Origin of the sequence: Actinomadura parmotrematis, from assembly GCF_019458805.1 — a bacterium.
Classification (GTDB): domain Bacteria; phylum Actinomycetota; class Actinomycetes; order Streptosporangiales; family Streptosporangiaceae; genus Spirillospora; species Spirillospora parmotrematis.
This window is the reverse complement of the sequence record NZ_JAIBOA010000012.1, coordinates 166709-186770: the sequence shown is the minus strand read 5'-3', so window position 1 is coordinate 186770 and position 20062 is coordinate 166709. Positions and strand designations below refer to the sequence as shown.

Below are 20062 nucleotides of genomic sequence, written 5' to 3'. Positions count from 1 at the left end.
GCGCGATCGCGGCGACCTGGGGGACGCATCCGGTGATCTGTGAGGTTGGATGGACGGGTGAGCGAGTCACCGTACGCCGATCTGGACCGCCCGCCGCTGAACGAGCGGGTCCTGCAACGCGCGCTGGCCCGGGAGGGCGGCCTCTGGCGGGACGTGCGCGTCGTGCCCGAGACCGGCTCGACGAACGCCGACCTCGCCGCCGCCGCGGCGGCGGGCGCGCCCGAGGGCGCCCTCCTCGTCACCGAGCTGCAGACCGCCGGGCGCGGGCGCCTCGGCCGCACCTGGACGGCGCCGCCGCGCTCGGGCCTGACGTTCTCGATGCTGCTGCGGCCCGCCGTGCCGGGCGAGCGGATCGGCTGGCTGCCGCTGCTCACCGGCCTCGCGGTCGCCACCGCCGTCCGCCGGATGACCGCCCGCGTCGAGGCCGGCGACTTCGGCGACGCGCGCGGCGACACCGCCGTGGACGTCCGCCTGAAGTGGCCGAACGACCTGCTCGTCGGCGACCGCAAGCTCGCCGGCATCCTCGCGGAGAAGACGGGCGACGCCCTGGTCGTCGGCATCGGCCTGAACGTCGGGCTGCGCCGCGAGGAGCTGCCGGTGGACACCGCGACGTCCCTCGCCGTCGAGGGCGCCCCGCTCAGCGACCGCGCGTCGCTGCTCCGCGCGATCCTCCGCGAGTTCGAGACCTGGTACCGGGAGTGGACGGCGCTCGGCGGCGACGCCGACGCGAGCGGCCTCCGCCCCGCCTACCGCGAGCTCAGCGCCACGCTCGGCGGCGAGGTGCGGGTGGAGCTGCCCGGCGACCGCGTCCTGCGCGGCGTCGCCCGGGACGTGGACGCCGCGGGACGCCTGGTGGTGGCCGGTCCGGGCGGCGCGGAGGCGGTGAGCGCGGGCGACGTGGTGCACGTCCGCAGGACACCCGGCTGACCCGAACCGTGCCCGATCTGCCACGATATGTCGCGAGGAACGACGCCGCCGCCGGAGGGGGCAGGGGAATGTCAGCAGGGTTGCCGGACCCCAAGGAGATCGAGGAGCTCCTGCTCGGCGGCGAACTGCGCTACACCCGCGGGGACGCCGTCCGCCTGTCGGGGGTCAGCCGCGGCTTCTCCAGCCGCCTCTGGCGCGCCTTCGGGTACCCGTCGATGCCCGACGAGGCGGTCGCCTACACCGAGGGCGACGTGGCCGCGCTCTGCCGCATCCGCCGCCTCATGGACGACGGGGTGCTGGACGAGGACGGCGTGATCCGGCTGGTGCGCGCCTTCGGGCAGACCATGACGCGCCTCGCCGAGTGGCAGGTCAACCTGCTCTCCAACATGATCACCGCGGGGCCCGAGGACGCGCCGACGCCCGAGGCGGTGCGGCTCATCGTGGAGATCGCGGAGAAGCACATCGGCGAGTTCGAGCCGCTCGTCGTGCACGCCTGGCGGCGCCAGCTCGCCGCGGCCGGCACCCGGGCGCTCGCCTCGGCGGCGACCCGCGGGGGCGCGGCGCCCGGCCGCGCGGTCACCACCGTCGGGTTCGCCGACATGGTCTCGTTCACCCAGATGAGCCGCGAGGTCGAGGAGCTGGAGCTCGCCCGCGTCGTGGAGTGGTTCGAGGAGACCGCCGCCGACATCATCGCCTCCTGCGGCGGCCGGCTGGTGAAGACCCTCGGCGACGAGGTGCTGTTCTGCGCCGAGGATCCGCGGATCGGCGCGGAGATCGCGCTCACCATCGCCGAGCAGATCAAGGACGAGACCGAGATCCCCGACGTCCGCGTCGGCATGGCCTACGGCCCGGTCCTGCCGCTGATGGGCGACGTGTTCGGCACCACGGTCAACCTGGCCGCGCGCCTCACCTCGCTCGCCCGCCCCGGCGCCGTCATGGTGGACGGCGAGCTCGCCGCCCGGCTGGAGGGCGACCCGGACCTGGACATCACCACGATCGTGAAGCGGCCCGTCCGGGGCCTCGGCATCGTCCAGCCGTCCGTCCTCCGCCGCGCCACCGGCGCCGCCCCGCCCGCCGAGGGCTGGGGGCGCGGCGCCGTCCCGCCGGACTGACGCCCCGCACGTCCTCGACCACCGGGGGGTCGGGTGCGCGGGGCGTCCCGGCGGACGCTCAGTACGCCGACCCGCCGTCCTCGCCGGGGTGGTCGGTGAGGCGCTGGTAGTAGTTCTGCTCGCCGAGGGCCCGGAAGAGCGAGATCTCGGTCTCCAGGTAGTCGATGTGCTGCTCCTCGTCGGCGAGGATGTCCTCGAAGATGTTCGCCGAGGTGATGTCGCCGCGCGAGCGCATGAGCTCGATGCCGGGGCGCAGGCGGTTCACCGCCTCGTGCTCGATGGCGAGGTCCGACTCCAGCTGCTCCAGGATCGTCTGCCCGATGCGCAGCGTCCCGATCTTCTGGTAGTTCGGCAGCCCCTCCAGGAACAGGATCCGGTCGGTGAGCCGCTCGGCGTGCTTCATCTCGTCGATGGACTCGTGCCGGGTGTACTTGGCCATCTTGGTGTAGCCCCAGTGCTCCTGCATCTTGGAGTGCAGGAAGTACTGGTTGATGGCCGTCAGTTCCGCGGTGAGCTGCTCGTTGAGCAGCGCGATGATGTCCTTGTCGCCTTCCATGGGGGTCATCGTTGCACGGATGGCGACCTGCTGACAGCACTGAACCCCGCACGGCGCGTGTCTCGCAGGCGCGGTGCGGGTGCCGTGGGGCCGGCCCGGACGGGGCCGGGCGGCTCAGGCGGCTGCCGTGGCGTCCTCCCCGGCGATCGGCTGGGGCCAGGTCTGGGGGGCGGCCGGCGCCGGGGGCGCGGCCGGGTCCGCGGGGACGACCTCCAGCGGCAGCGGCCCGCCGGTCAGCGCGTCGACCAGCTCGCTGGCCGTCCTGTGCTCGCTGATCAGGCCGTACAGCCGCTTGGTGCAGGATCCGCAGCCGGGCTGCATGCCGCATGCGGCCTTGACCTCCTTGGCCGAACCGCACCCCGCCGCCAGGCAGCCGCGCACATCGTCCTCGGTCACCGCGTTGCACACGCACACGTACATCCGGAGGGACCTTTCTGCGACGTTGCCTGCGCGGAGCGGGCGGGGGTGGGTAGGAGGGTGGTCGGAGGCGAGATCGAACACCGCTGAGGGCGGCCTTATTAAGGTTAGGCTCCCCTAACGTAGCTGAAAGATGTCGGTTCTGGCCAGTGACGCAACCAACGGTGTGATCTAACCCTCTAGGGGAAGCAAACCTGTCGCGACGACGGAAGGACCGCACTGTGGCGCAGGTATGGCCGGGGGACGCCTACCCCCTGGGGGCCCATTTCGATGGGGCGGGCACCAATTTCGCCGTCTTCACCGAGGCGGCCGAGCGAGTGGAGTTGTGCCTGTTCGACGGGCCGGCGGAGGATCCGGGGAGCCGGGAGACCCGCATCGTGCTGCCCGAGGCGGACGCGTTCGTGCACCACGCCTACCTGCCCGGCGTCATGCCGGGGCAGCGGTACGGGTACCGCGTCCACGGCCCCTACGATCCGGCGCGCGGCGCGCGCTGCAATCCCGCGAAGCTGCTGCTCGACCCCTACGCGCAGGCGATCGAGGGGCGGATCGACTGGGACCAGGCGTGCTTCGGCTACCGGTTCGGCGACCCGTGGTCGACCAACGACGCCGACTCGGCGCCGCACACGATGCGCTCGATCGTGGTCAGCCCCTACTTCGACTGGGGCGACGACCGGGCGCCGCGCACCCCCTACCACGAGACGGTGATCTACGAGGCGCACGTCAAGGGCCTCACCGAGCGCCATCCCGACATCCCCGAGGAGCTGCGCGGCAGCTACGCCGCGATCGGCCACCCGGCGATCGTCGACCACCTGAAGAAGCTCGGGGTGACGGCCCTCGAACTGATGCCGGTGCACCAGTTCGTGCACGACGACTCGCTGGCCCAGCGCGGCCTCCGCAACTACTGGGGCTACAACAGCATCGGCTTCTTCGCGCCGCACAACGAGTACGCGGCGGGCGGCGCGCGCGGCGAGCAGGTGCTGGAGTTCAAGGCGATGGTGAAGGCCCTGCACGCGGCGGGCATCGAGGTCATCCTCGACGTGGTCTACAACCACACCGCCGAGGGCAACCACCTCGGGCCGACGCTGTCGTTCCGCGGCCTGGACAACGCCTCCTACTACCGGCTGGTGGACGAGGACCCGCGCTACTACATGGACACCACCGGCACCGGCAACAGCCTGCTGATGCGGTCCCCGCACGTCCTTCAGATGATCATGGACTCGCTGCGCTACTGGGTCACCGAGATGCACGTCGACGGGTTCCGCTTCGACCTGGCCGCGACGCTCGCCCGCGAGCTGCACGAGGTCGACCGGCTCTCGGCGTTCTTCGACCTGGTCCAGCAGGACCCGATCGTGTCGCAGGTCAAGCTGATCGCCGAGCCGTGGGACGTCGGCGAGGGCGGCTACCAGGTCGGCAACTTCCCGCCGCTGTGGACCGAGTGGAACGGCCAGTACCGCGACTCGGTCCGCGACTACTGGCGCGGCCGGAACGACACGCTGCCCGACTTCGCGACCCGCCTCACCGGCTCCTCGGACCTGTACGCCGACGACGGCCGCAAGCCCAACGCCTCGATCAACTTCGTGACCTGCCACGACGGGTTCTCGCTGCACGACCTGGTCTCCTACGACGTCAAGCACAACGACGCCAACGGCGAGGGCAACCGGGACGGCAGCGACGACAACCGGTCGTGGAACTGCGGGGAGGAGGGCCCGACCGACGACCTGGACATCCTGGCGCTGCGCGAGCGGCAGAAGCGCAACTTCCTCGCGACGCTGTTCCTGTCGCAGGGCGTCCCGATGCTGTCGCACGGCGACGAGCTCGGCCGCACCCAGGGCGGCAACAACAACGCCTACTGCCAGGACAACGAGATCTCCTGGGTCAACTGGGACGGGCTGCGCGACAACTTCCCGCTGCTGGACTTCGTGCAGCGCCTCGCCAAGCTGCGCCGCAAGCACCCGGTGTTCCGGCGGCGCCGCTTCTTCAAGGGCGCCGCCGAGGGCACCGGCGAGCTCGCCGACCTCGTCTGGTTCACCCCGGGCGGCCGGGAGATGGGCGAGCAGGACTGGGAGGCCGGCTACAACAAGTCGATGTACGTGTTCCTGAACGGGGACGCCATCGGCGAGCCGGACCGGCGCGGCATGCCGATCACCGACCACTCGTTCCTGCTGCTGTTCAACGCGCACTACGAGGACCTGCGGTTCGGGCTGCCGACGGCCCGCTACGGAGGGATGTGGAGAAAGGTGCTCGACACCGCCGACCCGATGCTCGCCGAGTCCGAGTCGCCCGTCGTGAAGTCGGGCGAGACGATCTCGGTGGAGGCCCGCTCGATCCAGGTCCTGCGCCGTGTCTGACGCCTCCGTGTCCGACGCCTCCGGGGCCGCCCCCGACGACGCGTTCCCGGCCGGCACCTACCGCCTCCAGCTGCGCGGCGACGACCCGGCGGACCGCTTCGGCTTCGCCGAGGCCGCCGCCCTCGCGCCCTACCTCGTCTCCCTCGGCGTCTCGCACGTCTACCTGTCGCCGGTGCTCCAGGCCGCGCCCGGCTCCACGCACGGCTACGACGTGGTCGACCACGACCGCGTGTCGGCCGAGCTCGGCGGCGCGGACGCGTTCCGCGCCATGGCCGTCCGCCTGCACGCGGCGGGCCTGCGGGTGCTGGTGGACGTCGTGCCGAACCACATGGCGGTCCCGTCGCCGCCCGAGCTGAACAAGCCGCTCGCCGGCGTCATCGCCGACGGCCCGGACTCGCCCTACGCGGCCTGGTTCGACGTCGACTGGGACGCGGGCGGCGGGCGCCTGGTGCTGCCCGGCCAGGGCGAGCCCAACTACCGGCGGTTCTTCGACATCTCCGGGCTGATCGGCCTCCGCCAGGAGGACCCGGAGGTGTTCGAGCGGACCCACGCGGTGCTGTTCGGCATGATCGGCGAGGGGCTGGTGGACGGGCTGCGCATCGACCACCCCGACGGCCTCACCGACCCGCGCGGCTACCTGGCGGCGCTGCCCGGCACCTGGGTGCTGGTCGAGAAGATCACCACCGGGGAGGAGGCGCTGCCCGCCGACTGGCGCTGCGACGGCACCACCGGCTACGACGCGCTCGGCATGGTCGGCGGCCTGTTCGTCGACCCGGCCGGCGAGCGGCCCCTCACCAAGATCTACGCGGCGGCGACCGGCGCGACCGCCGATTTCGCCGAGATCGAGTACACCGCCCGGCGGTTCGCCGCCGAGAACGCGCTGCGGCCCGAGACCGACCGGCTGCTCCGCGTCCTCACCGCCTTCCGCGGCGAGGACCCCCGCCACCGGCCCGCGCTCGTCGAGCTGCTGGCCGCCGTGCCCGTCTACCGCGCCTACGTGGTGCCGGGCGAGGAGGCGCCGCCCGAGGCCGTCGCCGTCCTGGAGCGGGCGGCGGACGCGGCCCGCGCCCGCCTCCCCGAGGACCTGCACGGCACGCTGGACGCGCTCGTCCGGCTCGCGCTCGGCCTGGACGGCGCGCCCGCCGAGTTCGTCGTCCGGTTCCAGCAGACGGCCGCGCCGCTCGCCGCCAAGGGCGTCGAGGACACCGCCTTCTACCGGTGGAACCGGATGGCGGCGCTGAACGAGGTCGGCGGCGACCCCGAGCGGTTCGCCGTCGGCCCCGAGGACTTCCACGCCTACGCCGCCCGCTCGGCCCGCGAGCGGCCCGCCACGATGACGACGCTGTCCACCCACGACACCAAGCGGCAGGAGGACGTCCGCGCCCGCCTCGCCGTCCTCGCCGAGCTGCCGGGCAGCTGGGGCGAGGCCGTCGAGCGCTGGCGGGGCTGGTTCCCCGGCGGGTCGCCGCTGGAACCGGACCTGGAGTACCTGTTCTGGCAGACCCTCGCCGGCGCCTGGCCGCTCACCGGGGACCGGCTCGCCGAGTTCCTCACCAAGGCGATGCGCGAGGCGAAGACCGCGACGTCCTGGGTCGACCAGAACGCCGGGTACGAGGAGGGCGTGCTCGGCTTCGCCGCCCGCGTCCTCGCCGACCCCGGCCTCACCGCCGACATCGAGGGCTTCGTCGCGCTGATCTCGCCGTACGCGCGGGACGTCATGCTCGGCCAGAAGCTCGTGCAGCTCACCATGCCGGGCGTCCCCGACGTCTACCAGGGCTGCGAGCTGACCGGCCTGTCGCTGGTCGACCCCGACAACCGCCGCCCGGTCGACTACGGGCGCCGCCGCGCCCGCCTCACCCGCCTGGACAGCGGCCGCCCGCCGCAGGACCTCGACGACGAGAAGCTCCTCGTCACCTCGCGCGCCCTCCGGCTGCGCCGCGGCCACCCCGAGTGGTTCGGGCCGGACGGCGGGTACGAGCCGGTCGCCGCGACCGGCCCCGCCGCCGGGCACGCCGTCGCGTTCCGGCGCGGCCGCGCCGTCACCGTCGCGACCCGCCTGCCCGCCGGGCTGGAGCGGCGCGGCGGCTGGGGCGGCACCGCCCTGGACCTGCCGGGCGGGCACGCCTGGCGGGACGTGCTGACCGGCGCCGTCCACGAGCGCCCCGACCTCGGCCCGATCCTCGCCGCCCTGCCCGTCGCGCTGCTCGTCCCCGAGGAGGACCCCACGTGACCGACTCCCACCGCTTCGAGGTGTGGGCGCCCCTCGCCGGGCGCGTCGAGGTCGAGGCGGGCGGCCGGCATGCCCTGGAACCGGTGGACGGCCGCCCCGGCTGGTGGGCGGCGGACGTCGCGGGCGCCGGGCACGGCACCGACTACGGGTACGTCCTGGACGGCGCGGACGAGGTGCTGCCCGACCCGCGCTCGCCCTGGCAGCCCGCCGGCGTCCACGGCCCCTCGCGGGTCTACGACCACGGCCGGTTCGCCTGGACCGACGCGCACTGGCACGGCCGCCCGCTCGCCGGCAGCGTCCTGTACGAGCTGCACATCGGCACGTTCACGCCCGAGGGCACCTTCGACGCCGCCATCGGCCGCCTCGACCACCTGGTCGACCTCGGCGTGGACGCCGTCGAGGTGATGCCCGTCGCGTCCTTCCCCGGCCGCAACGGCTGGGGCTACGACGGCGTGCACCTGTGGGCGCCGCACGAGCCCTACGGCGGCCCCGACGGCTTCAAGCGGTTCGTGGACGCCGCGCACGCGCGCGGCCTCGCCGTCGTCCTCGACGTCGTCTACAACCACCTCGGCCCGGACGGCAACCGGCTCGGCGCGTTCGGCCCCTACTTCACCGACGCCTACCCGACGCCGTGGGGGCAGGCCGTCAACCTCGACCGCGACGGCGCCGACGAGGTCCGCGCGTTCATCGTCGGCAACGCCCTCATGTGGCTGCGCGACCACCACGTCGACGGCCTGCGCCTGGACGCCGTCCACGCCCTCGCCGACCACGGCGCCGTGCACGTCCTGGAGGCGCTCGCGGCGGCGGTGGCGGGCCTGTCGGCGCACCTCGGGCGGACCCTGTTCCTGATCGCCGAGTCCGACCTCAACGACCCGCGCCTGATCACCGCCCGCGAGGCCGGCGGGTACGGCCTGGACGCGCAGTGGAACGACGACGTCCACCACGCCCTGCACGCCGCCCTGACGGGGGAGCGGCAGGGCTACTACGGCGACTTCGGGTCGACGGCGACGATCGCCAAGGCGCTCACCGAGGCGTTCGTCCACAACGGGACGATGTCCACCTACCGGGGCCGCCACCACGGGCGGCCCGTCGACCGGCTCCGCACGCCCGCCTCGCGGTTCGTGGCGTTCCTCCAGGACCACGACCAGGTCGGCAACCGGGCGTCCGGAGACCGGATCTCGGCCACGCTTTCCCCGGGAATGCTCAAGGCGGGCGCCGCCCTCCTGCTGCTGTCACCGTTCACCCCCATGCTGTTCATGGGAGAGGAATGGGCCGCCGGGACGCCCTGGTGCTACTTCACCGACCACCAGGACCCGGCCCTCGGGCGCGCCGTCAGCGAGGGCCGCGCCCGCGAGTTCGCCGGGCACGGCTGGCAGGGCGAGGTGCCCGACCCGCAGGACCCCGACACGCACCGCCGGTCGGTCCTGGACTGGGACGAGCCGGGCAAGCCCGTGCATCGCGACGTGCTCGACTGGTACCGGGCGCTCATCGCGCTCCGCCGCGCCACGCCCGAGCTCACCGACCCGCGCCTCACCGGCACGCACGTCGAGACCGGCGACCGGTGGCTGGTCGTGCGGCGCGGCGGACGTCCCGACGGCGGCGGCGTCGTGCTCGCCGTCAACCTCGGCGACACGCCCGAGCTGCTGCCCGTCCCAGGCGTCACCGAATTGATACTCGCCGCGGATCCGCTGGTCGGGCTGGTGGACGGGCGGGTCAGTCTTCCGGGGTCGTCGGCGGCGATCCTTCGGTGACGGCGCGCCGCTCGGCGCGCTCGCCGGCCGACAGGACGGGCCGCAGGCGGGTGCGCGCGAGCCACCGCGCGACCAGCACCCAGGCGGCGAGCCCGCCGGACGACAGGCCGAGGAACAGCAGCGTCAGCGTGTCGTGGCGCTCCCAGCCGGTCACCCGGTGCGGGACGAACGGCAGCCCGGCGGTGCGCGTCGCGACGACGCCGCCGGCGTTCAGCAGCCCGTCGGCGAGGACGTACCACCAGACGCGGTCGCGGCCCTCGGCGCACAGCGCCGCCGCGCCGGCGAACGGCACGACCGCCGCCAGCAGGACGATCACACCGAAGTACCCGTCCTGGGCGAAAGCCAGCGGGAGCGACACGAAGTAGACGGCCGACAGCGAGAGGAGCAGCACCGCGCCGACCGCCCGCGCGACGGTCGCGTCGAGGGTCACCACGCCCCCCTACCTCCCGTTCCGGTGGAGTAGGTCCGTGTTCGAGGATGTACTACGAGTGGCAAATCGCAGGTCAAGAGCGCGGCGGTTGCCAGGAAACGTTCATGAATGGTCATACGATCGGTTCATGACCTCAGTACTGCTCGCCGAGGACGACACGTCCATCTCCGAGCCTCTCGCCCGTGCGCTGCGGCGCGAGGGGTACACCGTCGAAGTCAGCCCGGACGGTCCGCAGGCGCTGGAGCGCGCCCTCGGGGGCGGCGTTGATCTCATCGTGCTCGACCTCGGGCTGCCCGAGCTGGACGGGCTGGAGGTGGCCCGCCGCGTCCGTGCCGAGGGGCACGGCGTGCCGATCCTCATCTTGACCGCCCGCGCCGACGAGGTCGACACCGTCGTCGGCCTGGACGCCGGCGCCGACGACTACGTCACCAAGCCGTTCCGCCTCGCCGAGCTGCTCGCCCGGGTGCGGGCGCTGCTCCGCCGCGGCAGCACCGAGACGCCGATCGTGCAGGGCGTCCGCATCGACGCCGAGTCGCGGCGCGCGTGGATGGGCGACACCGAGCTCCAGCTCACCACCAAGGAGTTCGACCTGCTGCGGGTGCTGGTGCGCGACGCCGGCAAGGTCGTGACCCGCGAGCAGATCATGCGCGAGGTGTGGGACACCAACTGGTGGGGCTCCACCAAGACGCTGGACATGCACATCTCCTGGCTCCGCCGCAAGCTCGGCGACGACGCCGGCAGCCCGCGCTACATCACCACGGTGCGCGGCGTCGGCTTCCGGTTCGAGCGCGGCGACTGATCCCGTCCGCCATGGTCATGCGGCACCGCCGGGCCGGCCGTCCCGAGAGGCCCCCGGCGCGGCCCGCATGATCATGGCTCCCCTCTTCTCGAAGGAGCCCTGATGAGGCGCCGGCTGTTGTTGTCGACGCTCGCGGTGGCGGTCGTGGCGATCCTGCTCCTCGGCATCCCCCTCGCCTACGCCACGCACAAGCTGATCTACGAGGAGGCGCGGCAGTCGCTCGCCCGCGAGGCCGCGTCCATCGTCGGCGGGGTCACGCTGAACCTCGGCGCGAGCGAGCGGGTCGACGGCGGCAAGATCGCGCAGACCTATCCGGGGCGATATATCGTCATTACCCTGCCGGGCGGGCGGACGGTGACCGCCGGCGCGAAGCCCGCCGCGGGCACCGACCTGCTGACCGCGCCCGCCACCGCGGGCGGCGTCCACGTCGTCGTGGAGCGCCCCGCGCGGGAGGTTCGCGACGAGGCGCTGCGCCAGCTGCTGCTGATCGGCAGCCTCGCGCTGCTCGGCGTCGCCGTCACCGTCGGCCTGGCGATGTTCCAGGCCCGCAAGCTCACCCTGCCGCTCGTCGACCTCGCCGAGACCGCCGACCGGCTCGGCACCGGCAACGCCCGGCCGCGCCGCCGCCGCTACGGCATCCCCGAGCTCGACCGGGTCGCCGAGGTGCTGGACCGCAGCGCCGTCCGCATCGCCGACCTGCTGGCCGCCAGCCGCGAGTTCGCCTCCGACGCCAGCCACCAGCTGCGCACGCCGCTGACCGCGCTGTCCATGCGGCTGGAGGAGATGATCGAGGCCGCCGAGTACCCCGACGTCGTGCGGGAGGAGGGCGCGGCGGCGATCGCCCAGGCCGAGCGGCTCGTCGCCGTCGTCGAGCAGCTCCTCGCGCGCGCCCGGCACGACCGGACGGGGCAGGCGGTCGCCGCGCCGATCGACCAGATCATCGCCCAGCAGATCGAGGAGTGGCGGCCGATCTTCCGCCGCGACGGCCGCGCCATCGAGCTGACCGGCGAGCGCGACCTCGCCGCCGTCACCAGCCCCGAGGGCCTGTCGCAGATCGTCGCGACGCTGCTGGACAACTCGCTCGTGCACGGCTCGGGCACCGTCACCATCCGCACCAAGCCCGGCGCGGGCTCGGTCGTCGTCGAGGTCGGCGACGAGGGCGCGGGCATCCCGCCCGAGCTGGAGGCGCGCATCTTCGAGCGGAGCGTGTCCAGCGGCAAGGGCACCGGCCTCGGGCTCTACCTGGCCCGCTCGCTGGCCGTCGTCGACGGCGGCCGGCTGGAGCTCGTCGGGGCCCGCCCCGCCGTCTTCGGGATCTTCCTGCGGCCGGCGGCGGAGGCCCGCCTCGCCGAGGAGCGGGTCGTCATCGGCCCGACGTGACGGTTCAGCGGGTGCCGGTGAACTCGGCGTAGCCCTCGGGGCGCGGCGGGGAGCCGAGGCGGCGCCCGCCGGGATGCCCGGGCCGGGGCGGCTCGGGGGCCTCGGGGGCCTCGGGGGCCTCGGGCAGGCCGGAGGCGGGCGCGACGGGCGGCGCGTCCGGCGGCAGGAACACCCAGCGCTTGTAGGACCAGTAGCGGAACAGCGTCGCCGCCGCCGTCCCGATGATCAGCGAGGCGTTGTAGGCGAGCGGGCCGTGCAGGTCCAGCACGAACTTGGTGACGCCCTGGAACAGCCAGGTGATCACCAGGCCGACGCCGTTCAGCGCGAAGAACAGCACGTACTCGCGGCCGAGGCCGCTCTGGTCGCGGTGCCGGAACGTCCAGTACCGGTTGGCGAGGTAGGCGAACGTGGTGGCGACCACGGTGGCGATCCCGGTGGCGGTGAGCTCGCCGAGCCCGAGGCCGACGTGCAGCGCGTTGCCGGTGGCCAGGGTGATGGCGAAGGCGAGCGCGCCGACGCTGCCGAACTTCAGGAGCTCGTGCACGAGGTGCGCGAAGCGCCGGTGGAGACCGGTGAGCAGGCTCACGGAAGGGGACCGTCCTTTTCGGGGCACCGGCGGGGTACGGGCACGGTGGCGACCAGCGGATGTGCAGCAGGAGGTAGCACGAGGATAGACGCACCCGGGGCGTCCGGCGCCGGAACGCGGACGTTCCCGGGGGGCCTCGGCCATTCCACGGCGAGTCCGGACGAGAGGGGCATACCGGATTGGACGCCGGGGCGCTCTCGAACGTTCGCCGGTATCCGGTCACGGGGCGGCGCCGGATAGCCTTACCGCCGTGACAGATGCAGCTCAGATGCCCGTGGTGGGCATGGCGGGCGGCGGCCAGCTGGCCCGCATGACCCAGCAGGCGGCGATCGCGCTCGGCGTGCACCTGCGGGTGCTCGCGGGCGGCCCGGCGGAGTCGGCGGCGCAGGTCGTCACCGACGTCCGCGTCGGCGACGACCGCGGCCTGGACGACCTGCTGGCCTTCGCCGACGGCTGCGACGTGGTCACCTTCGACCACGAGCACGTCCCCGGCGAGCACATCGCGGCCGTCACCGCGACCGGCGTCCCCTGCCGCCCCGGCGCCCCCGCCCTCGCCCACGCCCAGGACAAGCTGGTCATGCGCGACCGGCTGACCGCGCTCGGCGCGCCCTGCCCGGCGTACGCGCCGATCCCGGCGGACGGCGCCGCCGAGGCGGTGGAGGCGTTCGGCGCCGAGCACGGCTGGCCGGTCGTCCTCAAGGCGACCCGCGGCGGCTACGACGGCAAGGGCGTCTGGGTGGTCCGCGAGCCCGCCGACGCGGCCGATCTGGTCGGCGACCTGGTCGCGTCCGGCGTCCCGCTGATGGCGGAGGCGTTCGTGCCGTTCCGCCGCGAGCTCGCCGCGCTCGTCGCGCGCTCCCCGCACGGCCAGGGCGCCGCCTACCCCGTCGTGGAGACCGTCCAGGAGGACGGCATCTGCGTCGAGGTGCTCGCCCCCGCCCCGGACCTGTCCGGCGACCTGCGGGCCGAGGCGCAGAGCCTCGCGCTGCGGATCGCCGACGCGCTGGACGTCACCGGGCTGCTCGCGGTCGAGCTGTTCGAGACCGAGGGCGGCGGGCTGCTCGTCAACGAGCTGGCGATGCGGCCGCACAACTCCGGGCACTGGACGATCGAGGGCGCCCGCACGTCGCAGTTCGAGCAGCACCTGCGCGCCGTCCTCGACCTGCCGCTCGGCTCGGCCGACCTCGCCGCGCCCGTCGTCGTCATGGCGAACGTGCTCGGCGGCGACAAGGCCGCGATCTACCCGCGGTACCTGCACGTGATGGCCCACGACCCGGCCGTCAAGGTGCACTTCTACGGCAAGGACGTGCGCCCCGGACGCAAGATCGGGCACGTGACGGCGCTCGGCGAGGACCTGGCCGAGGTCCGCGCCCGCGCCCGGCACGCGGCCGACTTCCTGCGCTGGGGCTCGGCGATGGGGGAGCACCGATGAGCGAGGCGGGCGCGCCCGTGCGGGTGGGCGTCGTGATGGGCAGCGACTCGGACTGGCCCGTCATGAAGGCGGCGGCCGAGGCGCTGGAGGAGTTCGGCGTCGGCCACGAGGCGGACGTGGTGTCGGCGCACCGCATGCCGCACGACATGATCGCCTACGGCGAGGAGGCGGCGGCCCGCGGGCTCGCCGTCATCATCGCGGGCGCGGGCGGCGCGGCGCACCTGCCGGGCATGCTGGCGTCCGTCACGCCGCTGCCGGTGATCGGCGTCCCGGTGCCGCTGAAGTACCTGGACGGCATGGACTCGCTGCTGTCGATCGTGCAGATGCCGGCGGGCGTGCCGGTCGCGACCGTCGCGGTCGGCGCGGCCCGCAACGCCGGGCTGCTCGCCGTCCGCATCCTCGCCGCGGCCGACCCGGCGCTCCGCGCGAAGATGACCGCCTTCCAGCGCGACCTCTACACCCAGGCCAAGGCCAAGGGCGAGCGCCTCCGCGCGTCCCGCTGACCCCGCCACCCCCCGCTGGTGACCACCCGCCCACCCGCCGTTGACTTGCGGCGTGTTGCCCGCTGGGAGCGCTCCCAGAGGGCAACACGCCGCAAGTCAACGAGCGGTGACCGGGTGGTCGTGGGTGCGGGGAGGGGGCGAGCGGCCAGTCCGACGTCTGGGCGGGCGGCCACAGGGACTCCAGGGCATCGGCTGGACGGCGCCGCCCGGAGCCGCCCGCGGGCGGCCGGGCGCGGCTTGCTTCAATAAGGATCATGACTGGGGACGCGGAGCGGCGCGGCTACTTCTGGGACGTCCTGGCGGGGCGGCGGCCCGTGCCGCCCTCGGCGGTCCTGCTCGGCTGGGAGCCGGTGGCGGTCGACGCCGGCGCCGGGACGGTGGAGGTCGCGTTCACCGCCGACGAGCGGTTCACCAACCCCGCCGGGGCGATCCAGGGCGGCTTCCTCGCGGCGATGCTCGACGACACCCTCAACCCGGCGCTCGCGGCGCTGCTGCCCGAGGGCGCGTTCGCGCCGACCCTCGACCTGCACGTGCAGTTCCTGCGCCCGGCCCGCCCCGGCCGCCTCGTCGGCCGGGGCAGGGTCGTGCGGCGCGGGCGCGAGATCGCGTTCCTGGCGGGCGAGCTGCTCGACGCGCGGGACCGCCCCGTCGCCGTCGCGACCGCCACCGCCAAGATCCAGGACGGCGGCCCCTGACGCGCGGCGCGGGTCAGCCGGCCGCGCGGAGCAGGGCCGGATCGACGTCCGGGACGGCGCGGCGCGGGTTCGCGCCCGCCGCGACGACCCGCATGACGAACCCGGCCGCCTCCTCGGCCTGCCGGGCGGCGTCCAGGCCGCCGAGCACCGCCGACCGCGCGCCGAGGCCGCCGACGAGCTCGGCGGTGCGGGCGAGCGCGCCGGCGTCGTCGCCGCAGAGCGCGACGACGGGCGCGGCGTCCGCCTCGCCCGCGAAAGGCCACGACGCGCCCGCGAACAGGTGCAGCGCCTTGACCACGTGGGCGCCCGCCGCGAGCCCGGCGACGAGCTCGGCGGCCGATCCCGTCTCCAGGAGCAGGCGCCCGGTCGCGAAGTCGACGGGGTTGGTGGCGTCGATGACGGTCGTGCCCGCCAGCGCGCCGTCCGGGCCGCCGACCAGGCGCAGCGCGTCCGCCAGGCCGGTCCAGGAGATCGCGACCACGACGGCGTCCGCCCCGTCCGCGAGCCGGCCCGGCTCGACGGGCGTCGCGGCGGCGCCGATCGCCTCCGCGGCGGCCTTCGCGCGGCCGGCGTCGCGGCCGGTGACCGCGAGGTCGTGCCCGGCGGCCGCCCACGCGCTCCCCAGCATCACGGCGAGGTTCCCCGTGCCCAGCAGTCCGATCCTCATGCGACTCTCCTTCGTCAGGTGTTCCGGACGACGCTAGGAGGCCGGTTCCTACCATTCGGTAGGAGCGGGCGGGGATACTGGAGGGGTGACGGGAACAGGCTGCGTGACCTTCGTTTCGGACTGCCATGTGCGGGCCGCCGCCGACCTCATCAGCCACACGTGGGACCCGGTCGTCGTCTCGGCGCTCCGCCCCGGCCCGACCCGGCGCGGCGTCCTGCTGGAACGCATCGCCGGGGTGAGCGACAAGGCGCTGACGGAGTCGCTGCGGCGGCTGGTGGCGCACGGCCTGGTCGCGCGGGCGCCGGGCGGCGCCGCCGTCTACGAGCTGACCCCGCTCGGAGCGTCCTTCGCGCGCGGCCCGCTGGCCCACCTCGCCACGTGGGCCGTCGAGCACCAGGACGAGCTCGCCGCGATGTAGCCGCAGGTCAGCGGGTGCGCGGGCGGCGCCGTGCCCGAAGGAACACGCTCGTCCACAGCACGGCCACGCCCGCGACGACCAGGACGACCGCGAACACCCGCCGCTGCGTGCGATCGTTCATGTGGCCTCTTCTCCGAGACGGGCGCGCACGGCGGTCTCCAGGCGGCGGAGGGCGTCGCGCCGGCCGCGCTGGAGGAAGGCCGAGAACACCGAGGTGACGAGGATGCCGAGAAACGGGCCCCAGCGGAATTCGCCGGTGTAGACGATCACGGCGAGCCAGGCGAGCAACACGGGGACGAGGACGAACCGCCACCGCCTCAGCCGGTCGCGCGCGGCGGCGTCCCGTTCCAGCAGCGCCAGCAGCGGCCCGTCCAGCGCGGGGTCGTCGGGGAGCTCGCCGGTACGGACGGCGCGGGCCAGCGCGGTCCGCGCCTCCCGGGGCAGAGGGCCGGTCGTCCGCCGGTCGTGGTACCGCGCGAGGCCGGCCGCGACGACGCACAGGACCGTGCCCGCCGCGGTCAGCGCCAGCAGCAGAGGCACCGCCGCCCGCACCCGAGCCGGAACCAGCAACGCGACGGTCAGCCCCGTGGCGCCGAACAGCGCCGCGAGGTAGACGAACGAGAGAAGCGCCACCTGCCACAGCGGCGCCGTCCTGATGCGATCCCGCCAAGTCGCCACGGCGGGCAGGTGCCCCGCCGATCACGCCCTACACGCCCGTCCCGGCTGACCGGCGGGGACGTCGAGGCGGCCGGTGGACAGGAGCCAGGCGGCGACGGCGCCGAGGGGGACGGCCGTCAGCAGGGTGACGCCGAGGGCGCCGGTGTGCGGGCGCGAACACGGTCGGCAGCTGGAGCAGCGGATTCACCGCGGACCGTCCGAGGAGTCCGTGGGCGACGGCGAGCCACCCCCACGCCGGAACCCCCAGGGGGGCCAGCCCTACCCCTGCCGACGTCAGGCGGGTTCGGGGGAGGGGCCGGGCGTGCGGATCTGCATTTCGGGGCGGCCCGTGGCGAGAAGCCAGGCGGGGAGGATCGTCACGCAGAGCACGGGGAGCAGCGCCAGGTCGCCGGAGAGGGCGGCGGCGGTGAACAGGCTCAGCCAGCCCTGGCGGGTGACGGCGACGAGCAGGCCCGCGACGGCCGCGGTGACCGCGAGCGGCAGCGGGAGCGACGGGACCAGGTGGTGGGCGAGCAGCCCGAACGCCGCGCCGGTGAACACCGCCGGGAAGATCCGGCCGCCGCGGAACCCGCACGTCCCGGCGATCACCAGTGCCGCCAGCTTCACCACGACGACGAGCAGCAGGCCGCCCGCCGTCCGCGTCCCCTCCGTCTCGACCAGCTCGACCATCTCGGTGACGCCCTTGAACAGGGTGATCCGGCCGCCGAGCGCGCCGAGCAGCCCGAGCAGCACCGCGCCCGCCGTCACCATGAGCAGCGGATGCCCGATCCGGTGGAACGCGGCGTGCGCGTACGGGAAGGCGAGGACGGCGAGCAGGCCCAGCCCGCACGCCGCCGCCGCGGTGGCCGACCCGGTGACGACGTCGAGCGCGTGGAAGCCGGGGTAGGCGGGCATCGGGATCGCCGCCAGCGGCTCGCCCAGCTGGACCGTCGTGAGGGCGCCGGCCGCGGCGGCGATGAGCGGCGCGAACAGGCGGTCCCACAGCGGGACGCCGGCGCGGCCGAGCGGCATCTCCGAGAGGATCAGCGCGGCGGCGACGGGCGTCCCGAACAGCGCGCCGATCGTCCCGGCGGCGGCGAGGCCCAGCCAGAACCCCGCGTCCGACCCCCGCACGAGGCGGGAGCCGAGCCAGGCCGCGAGCGCGATGTTCACCGCCGTGATCGGGTTCTCCGGGCCGAGGCTGACGCCGCCCGTGAGCGTGAGGACCGTCACCAGCAGCAGGCTCGGCAGCACCCGGACGGGCTCGGGCGGCGCGACGAGCCCCTCCGTCGCCGGGTCCGGGCCGCCGTGCCCCGGCACCAGCCACAGCACGAGCCCCACGAGGACGCCGGTGAGGACGAGGACGAGGAACGTCCAGAGCCCGCTGCCGTCCGGGACGCCGAACGCGCGCGGCAGGTCCGTCCACAGCAGGTGCTCTCCGGCCTCGGCCACGGCGTCCACCGCGTACAGCACCAGGCCCGACCCGACGCCGACCGCGAGGGCCGGGACCACCGAGGGCAGCAGCGTCCGCGCCGACGTCACCGCACCACCTCCCGGGGAAGGTCATTCCCAGGGAAGGACGGTCCGCGGGTCGGCTACGGGGCAAGAACCGGCATGTCCCCGCCAGATCCGGTCGCGGACCGCCGTGCGAGGATGCCCGGATGGACGAGATCGAGCGTTTCGAGGTGTCCCGTGACGTCCGCGCCACGCCCGCCGAGGTGTTCGCGCTGCTGCGCGACCCGCGCGGGCACGTCGCGATCGACAGCTCGGGCATGCTCCAGTCGGCCGAGGGCGGCCCCGTCGGCGCGGTGGGCGACACCTTCGCCGTCCACATGGACCGCGAGTCCCTCAACGACTACCCGCAGATGGGCCGCTACGACGTCACCGTCGTCATCACCGCCTACGAGCCCGACGCGCTGATCGAGTGGACGGTCCGCGGCCGCATCCGCCCCCAGCTGGAGCACCTGTACGGCTACCGCCTCGCGCCGATCGAGGGCGGCACCCGCGTCACCTCGTACTACGACTGGAGCCGTATCCACGAGGAGTACCGCGGCAAGGGCGTCTTCCCGGTCATCCCCGAGGCCGGCCTGCGCGCCACCCTCGGCATCCTGGCCCGCACCGTCGAGAACGCCTAGCGGCGGGCGGCCCACTCGACGGCGGGGCAGTGGTCCATGACGACGTCCAGGCCCGCGTCGCGGGCGCGCCGCGCGGCGCTGTCGTCGATCACGTTCAGCGGCAGCCACACGCCCTTGGCGCCCGCGGCGACGGCCTCGTCGACCACCGCGCCCGCGAACTCCGAGCGCCGGTAGACGCCGACGACGTCGATCGCGTCCGGGACGTCGGCGAGCGAGGCGTACACCTTCTCGCCGAGCACCTCGCCGCCGTCCGGGTGCACCGGGACGATCTTCTTGCCGCGCTGCTGCATCAGGCTCGCCTGCCGGTACACCTCGCGCGTCCGGTCGCCGCTCAGCCCGACGAAGGCCCACACGCGCGCGTCCAGCATCCGGTCGATCTCGTTGTCCGCCATGGGGGGAACAACCCCGCTCAGCCGTCCAGGCTTCCCGTGACGACGGAAGCGGGCGAGAAGCGGACGGCGAGCGGCTCGGTGAGCTCGGCGACCTCGTCGCCGGTCGCCCGGTGGATCCGTTCGTAGACGCGGCCCTCGCGGAGGGCGTAGACCGACAGGACCGGGACGTCGTCGAGATCGAGGATCCAGTAGTGCGGGATGCCCGCCCTGGCGTAGTCGTTCACCTTGGTGATGTGGACGGTGTTCCTGCTCCCGCTGCCCGGACGCTGGACCTCCACCGCGAGCAGCAGGTCGTCGCCGCTGACGGCACGGCGGTCCTCGCGCCGCGCCGTTCTGATGGCCTCGGTATCGATCACGGCCAGGTCGGGCTTGTAGATCGAGCCGTCCGGCATCCGCACGTCGTAGGGGCTGCGCAGGGAGAACCCGGCGGGGACGGCGGGCGCCAGGATCTCCCGGAGGTCCTCCACGGTCTCGTCATGCTGCACGCTGGGCGACATCTGGATCAGCCAGCCGTGGGCGAGTTCGTACTGTTTGCCCTCGTCGGGCAGGGCGTCGAGGTCGGCGACGGTGTTCGGTCCACGGTCGGGACCGTACTCACGGGCCGGGCGCATCGCCCCTCCTTCGTCA

At 74.2% G+C, this 20062-nt stretch carries 21 protein-coding genes; 12 read left to right on the top strand and 9 right to left on the bottom strand.

The window, feature by feature from the left end:
• Window positions 1-57: 57 nt before the first annotated feature.
• Complete coding sequence (locus K1Y72_RS20055; protein WP_220167918.1) at window positions 58-927, top strand: biotin--[acetyl-CoA-carboxylase] ligase; 870 nt, start codon at window positions 58-60, stop codon at window positions 925-927.
• A 68-nt stretch (window positions 928-995) separates the two neighbouring features.
• Window positions 996-2039 (top strand): adenylate/guanylate cyclase domain-containing protein, encoded by a 1044-nt coding sequence (locus tag K1Y72_RS20050; RefSeq protein WP_220167917.1) that lies wholly within the window; start codon window positions 996-998, stop codon window positions 2037-2039.
• A gap of 58 nt (window positions 2040-2097) precedes the next feature.
• Here K1Y72_RS20050 and bfr read toward each other — a convergent pair whose 3' ends face one another.
• Together bfr and K1Y72_RS20040 are read right to left on the bottom strand one after the other, a co-directional pair.
• The gene (gene bfr / locus K1Y72_RS20045) at window positions 2098-2595 is read right to left on the bottom strand and encodes a bacterioferritin (protein ID WP_220167916.1); all 498 of its coding nucleotides are present in this window, start codon (window positions 2593-2595) and stop codon (window positions 2098-2100) included.
• A 114-nt stretch (window positions 2596-2709) separates the two neighbouring features.
• On the bottom strand, window positions 2710-3015 hold the full coding sequence (locus tag K1Y72_RS20040; RefSeq protein ID WP_258572911.1) for a (2Fe-2S)-binding protein: 306 nt from the start codon (window positions 3013-3015) through the stop codon (window positions 2710-2712).
• Between the two features lie 218 nt (window positions 3016-3233).
• On the opposite strand from K1Y72_RS20040, the gene glgX reads away from it, so the two are divergent.
• From glgX to treZ, 3 genes are read left to right on the top strand one after another with little or no spacing between them, the layout of a single operon-like run.
• Window positions 3234-5360 (top strand): glycogen debranching protein GlgX, encoded by a 2127-nt coding sequence (gene glgX / locus K1Y72_RS20035; RefSeq protein ID WP_220167914.1) that lies wholly within the window; start codon window positions 3234-3236, stop codon window positions 5358-5360.
• Window positions 5353-7590 carry a malto-oligosyltrehalose synthase gene (gene treY / locus K1Y72_RS20030; RefSeq protein ID WP_308287155.1) on the top strand — a complete coding sequence of 746 codons (2238 nt, stop codon included), beginning with the start codon at window positions 5353-5355 and terminating at the stop codon, window positions 7588-7590. Before glgX ends, treY begins: the two co-directional genes overlap by 8 nt.
• Window positions 7587-9341: a malto-oligosyltrehalose trehalohydrolase gene (gene treZ / locus K1Y72_RS20025; protein WP_220167913.1), complete on the top strand. Its 1755-nt coding sequence runs from the start codon at window positions 7587-7589 to the stop codon at window positions 9339-9341. The genes treY and treZ overlap by 4 nt, the downstream gene beginning before the upstream one ends.
• On the opposite strand, the gene K1Y72_RS20020 is transcribed toward treZ, so the two are convergent.
• Complete coding sequence (locus K1Y72_RS20020) at window positions 9304-9774, bottom strand: hypothetical protein (protein ID WP_220167912.1); 471 nt, start codon at window positions 9772-9774, stop codon at window positions 9304-9306. The two genes, treZ and K1Y72_RS20020, sit on opposite strands and share 38 nt — an antisense overlap.
• Window positions 9775-9898: 124 nt before the next feature.
• On the opposite strand from K1Y72_RS20020, the gene K1Y72_RS20015 reads away from it, so the two are divergent.
• Window positions 9899-10570 (top strand): response regulator transcription factor, encoded by a 672-nt coding sequence (locus K1Y72_RS20015; RefSeq protein ID WP_220167911.1) that lies wholly within the window; start codon window positions 9899-9901, stop codon window positions 10568-10570.
• 102 nt (window positions 10571-10672) lie between these two features.
• A complete protein-coding gene (locus K1Y72_RS20010) occupies window positions 10673-11950 on the top strand; it encodes a sensor histidine kinase (RefSeq protein WP_220167910.1) in 1278 nt (425 codons plus the stop codon).
• A gap of 4 nt (window positions 11951-11954) precedes the next feature.
• Here K1Y72_RS20010 and K1Y72_RS20005 read toward each other — a convergent pair whose 3' ends face one another.
• Complete coding sequence (locus K1Y72_RS20005) at window positions 11955-12536, bottom strand: GtrA family protein (RefSeq protein WP_220167909.1); 582 nt, start codon at window positions 12534-12536, stop codon at window positions 11955-11957.
• Window positions 12537-12786: 250 nt separating this feature from the next.
• On the opposite strand from K1Y72_RS20005, the gene K1Y72_RS20000 reads away from it, so the two are divergent.
• The 3 genes from K1Y72_RS20000 to K1Y72_RS19990 all read left to right on the top strand — a co-directional run bounded on the left by K1Y72_RS20000 (window position 12787) and on the right by K1Y72_RS19990 (window position 15166).
• Window positions 12787-13968: a 5-(carboxyamino)imidazole ribonucleotide synthase gene (locus K1Y72_RS20000; RefSeq protein ID WP_220167908.1), complete on the top strand. Its 1182-nt coding sequence runs from the start codon at window positions 12787-12789 to the stop codon at window positions 13966-13968.
• Window positions 13965-14471: a 5-(carboxyamino)imidazole ribonucleotide mutase gene (gene purE, locus K1Y72_RS19995; protein WP_220167907.1), complete on the top strand. Its 507-nt coding sequence runs from the start codon at window positions 13965-13967 to the stop codon at window positions 14469-14471. The genes K1Y72_RS20000 and purE overlap by 4 nt, the downstream gene beginning before the upstream one ends.
• 254 nt (window positions 14472-14725) lie before the next feature.
• Window positions 14726-15166, top strand: coding sequence for a PaaI family thioesterase (locus tag K1Y72_RS19990; protein ID WP_220167906.1), 441 nt, complete (start codon window positions 14726-14728; stop codon window positions 15164-15166).
• A gap of 13 nt (window positions 15167-15179) precedes the next feature.
• Here K1Y72_RS19990 and K1Y72_RS19985 read toward each other — a convergent pair whose 3' ends face one another.
• Entirely contained in the window at window positions 15180-15833 is a 654-nt protein-coding gene (locus K1Y72_RS19985; protein ID WP_220167905.1) for an NADPH-dependent F420 reductase, read from the bottom strand.
• Between the two features lie 103 nt (window positions 15834-15936).
• On the opposite strand from K1Y72_RS19985, the gene K1Y72_RS19980 reads away from it, so the two are divergent.
• A complete protein-coding gene (locus K1Y72_RS19980; protein ID WP_308287154.1) occupies window positions 15937-16251 on the top strand; it encodes a winged helix-turn-helix transcriptional regulator in 315 nt (104 codons plus the stop codon).
• Between the two features lie 117 nt (window positions 16252-16368).
• On the opposite strand, the gene K1Y72_RS19975 is transcribed toward K1Y72_RS19980, so the two are convergent.
• Complete coding sequence (locus tag K1Y72_RS19975; RefSeq protein ID WP_220167903.1) at window positions 16369-16884, bottom strand: hypothetical protein; 516 nt, start codon at window positions 16882-16884, stop codon at window positions 16369-16371.
• Window positions 16885-17202: 318 nt separating this feature from the next.
• A complete protein-coding gene (locus K1Y72_RS19970) occupies window positions 17203-18450 on the bottom strand; it encodes an ion channel protein (protein ID WP_308287153.1) in 1248 nt (415 codons plus the stop codon).
• A 119-nt stretch (window positions 18451-18569) separates the two neighbouring features.
• Between K1Y72_RS19970 and K1Y72_RS19965 the strand changes: the two genes are divergently transcribed.
• Window positions 18570-19043 (top strand): SRPBCC family protein, encoded by a 474-nt coding sequence (locus K1Y72_RS19965; protein WP_220167902.1) that lies wholly within the window; start codon window positions 18570-18572, stop codon window positions 19041-19043.
• Here the strand turns inward: K1Y72_RS19965 and K1Y72_RS19960 are convergent.
• Both K1Y72_RS19960 and K1Y72_RS19955 read right to left on the bottom strand, forming a co-directional pair.
• Window positions 19040-19435, bottom strand: a complete 396-nt coding sequence (locus K1Y72_RS19960; RefSeq protein ID WP_220167901.1) for a CoA-binding protein — start codon at window positions 19433-19435, stop codon at window positions 19040-19042. The genes K1Y72_RS19965 and K1Y72_RS19960 overlap by 4 nt on opposite strands.
• 17 nt (window positions 19436-19452) lie before the next feature.
• Complete coding sequence (locus K1Y72_RS19955; protein ID WP_220167900.1) at window positions 19453-20046, bottom strand: Uma2 family endonuclease; 594 nt, start codon at window positions 20044-20046, stop codon at window positions 19453-19455.
• Window positions 20047-20062: the final 16 nt, after the last annotated feature.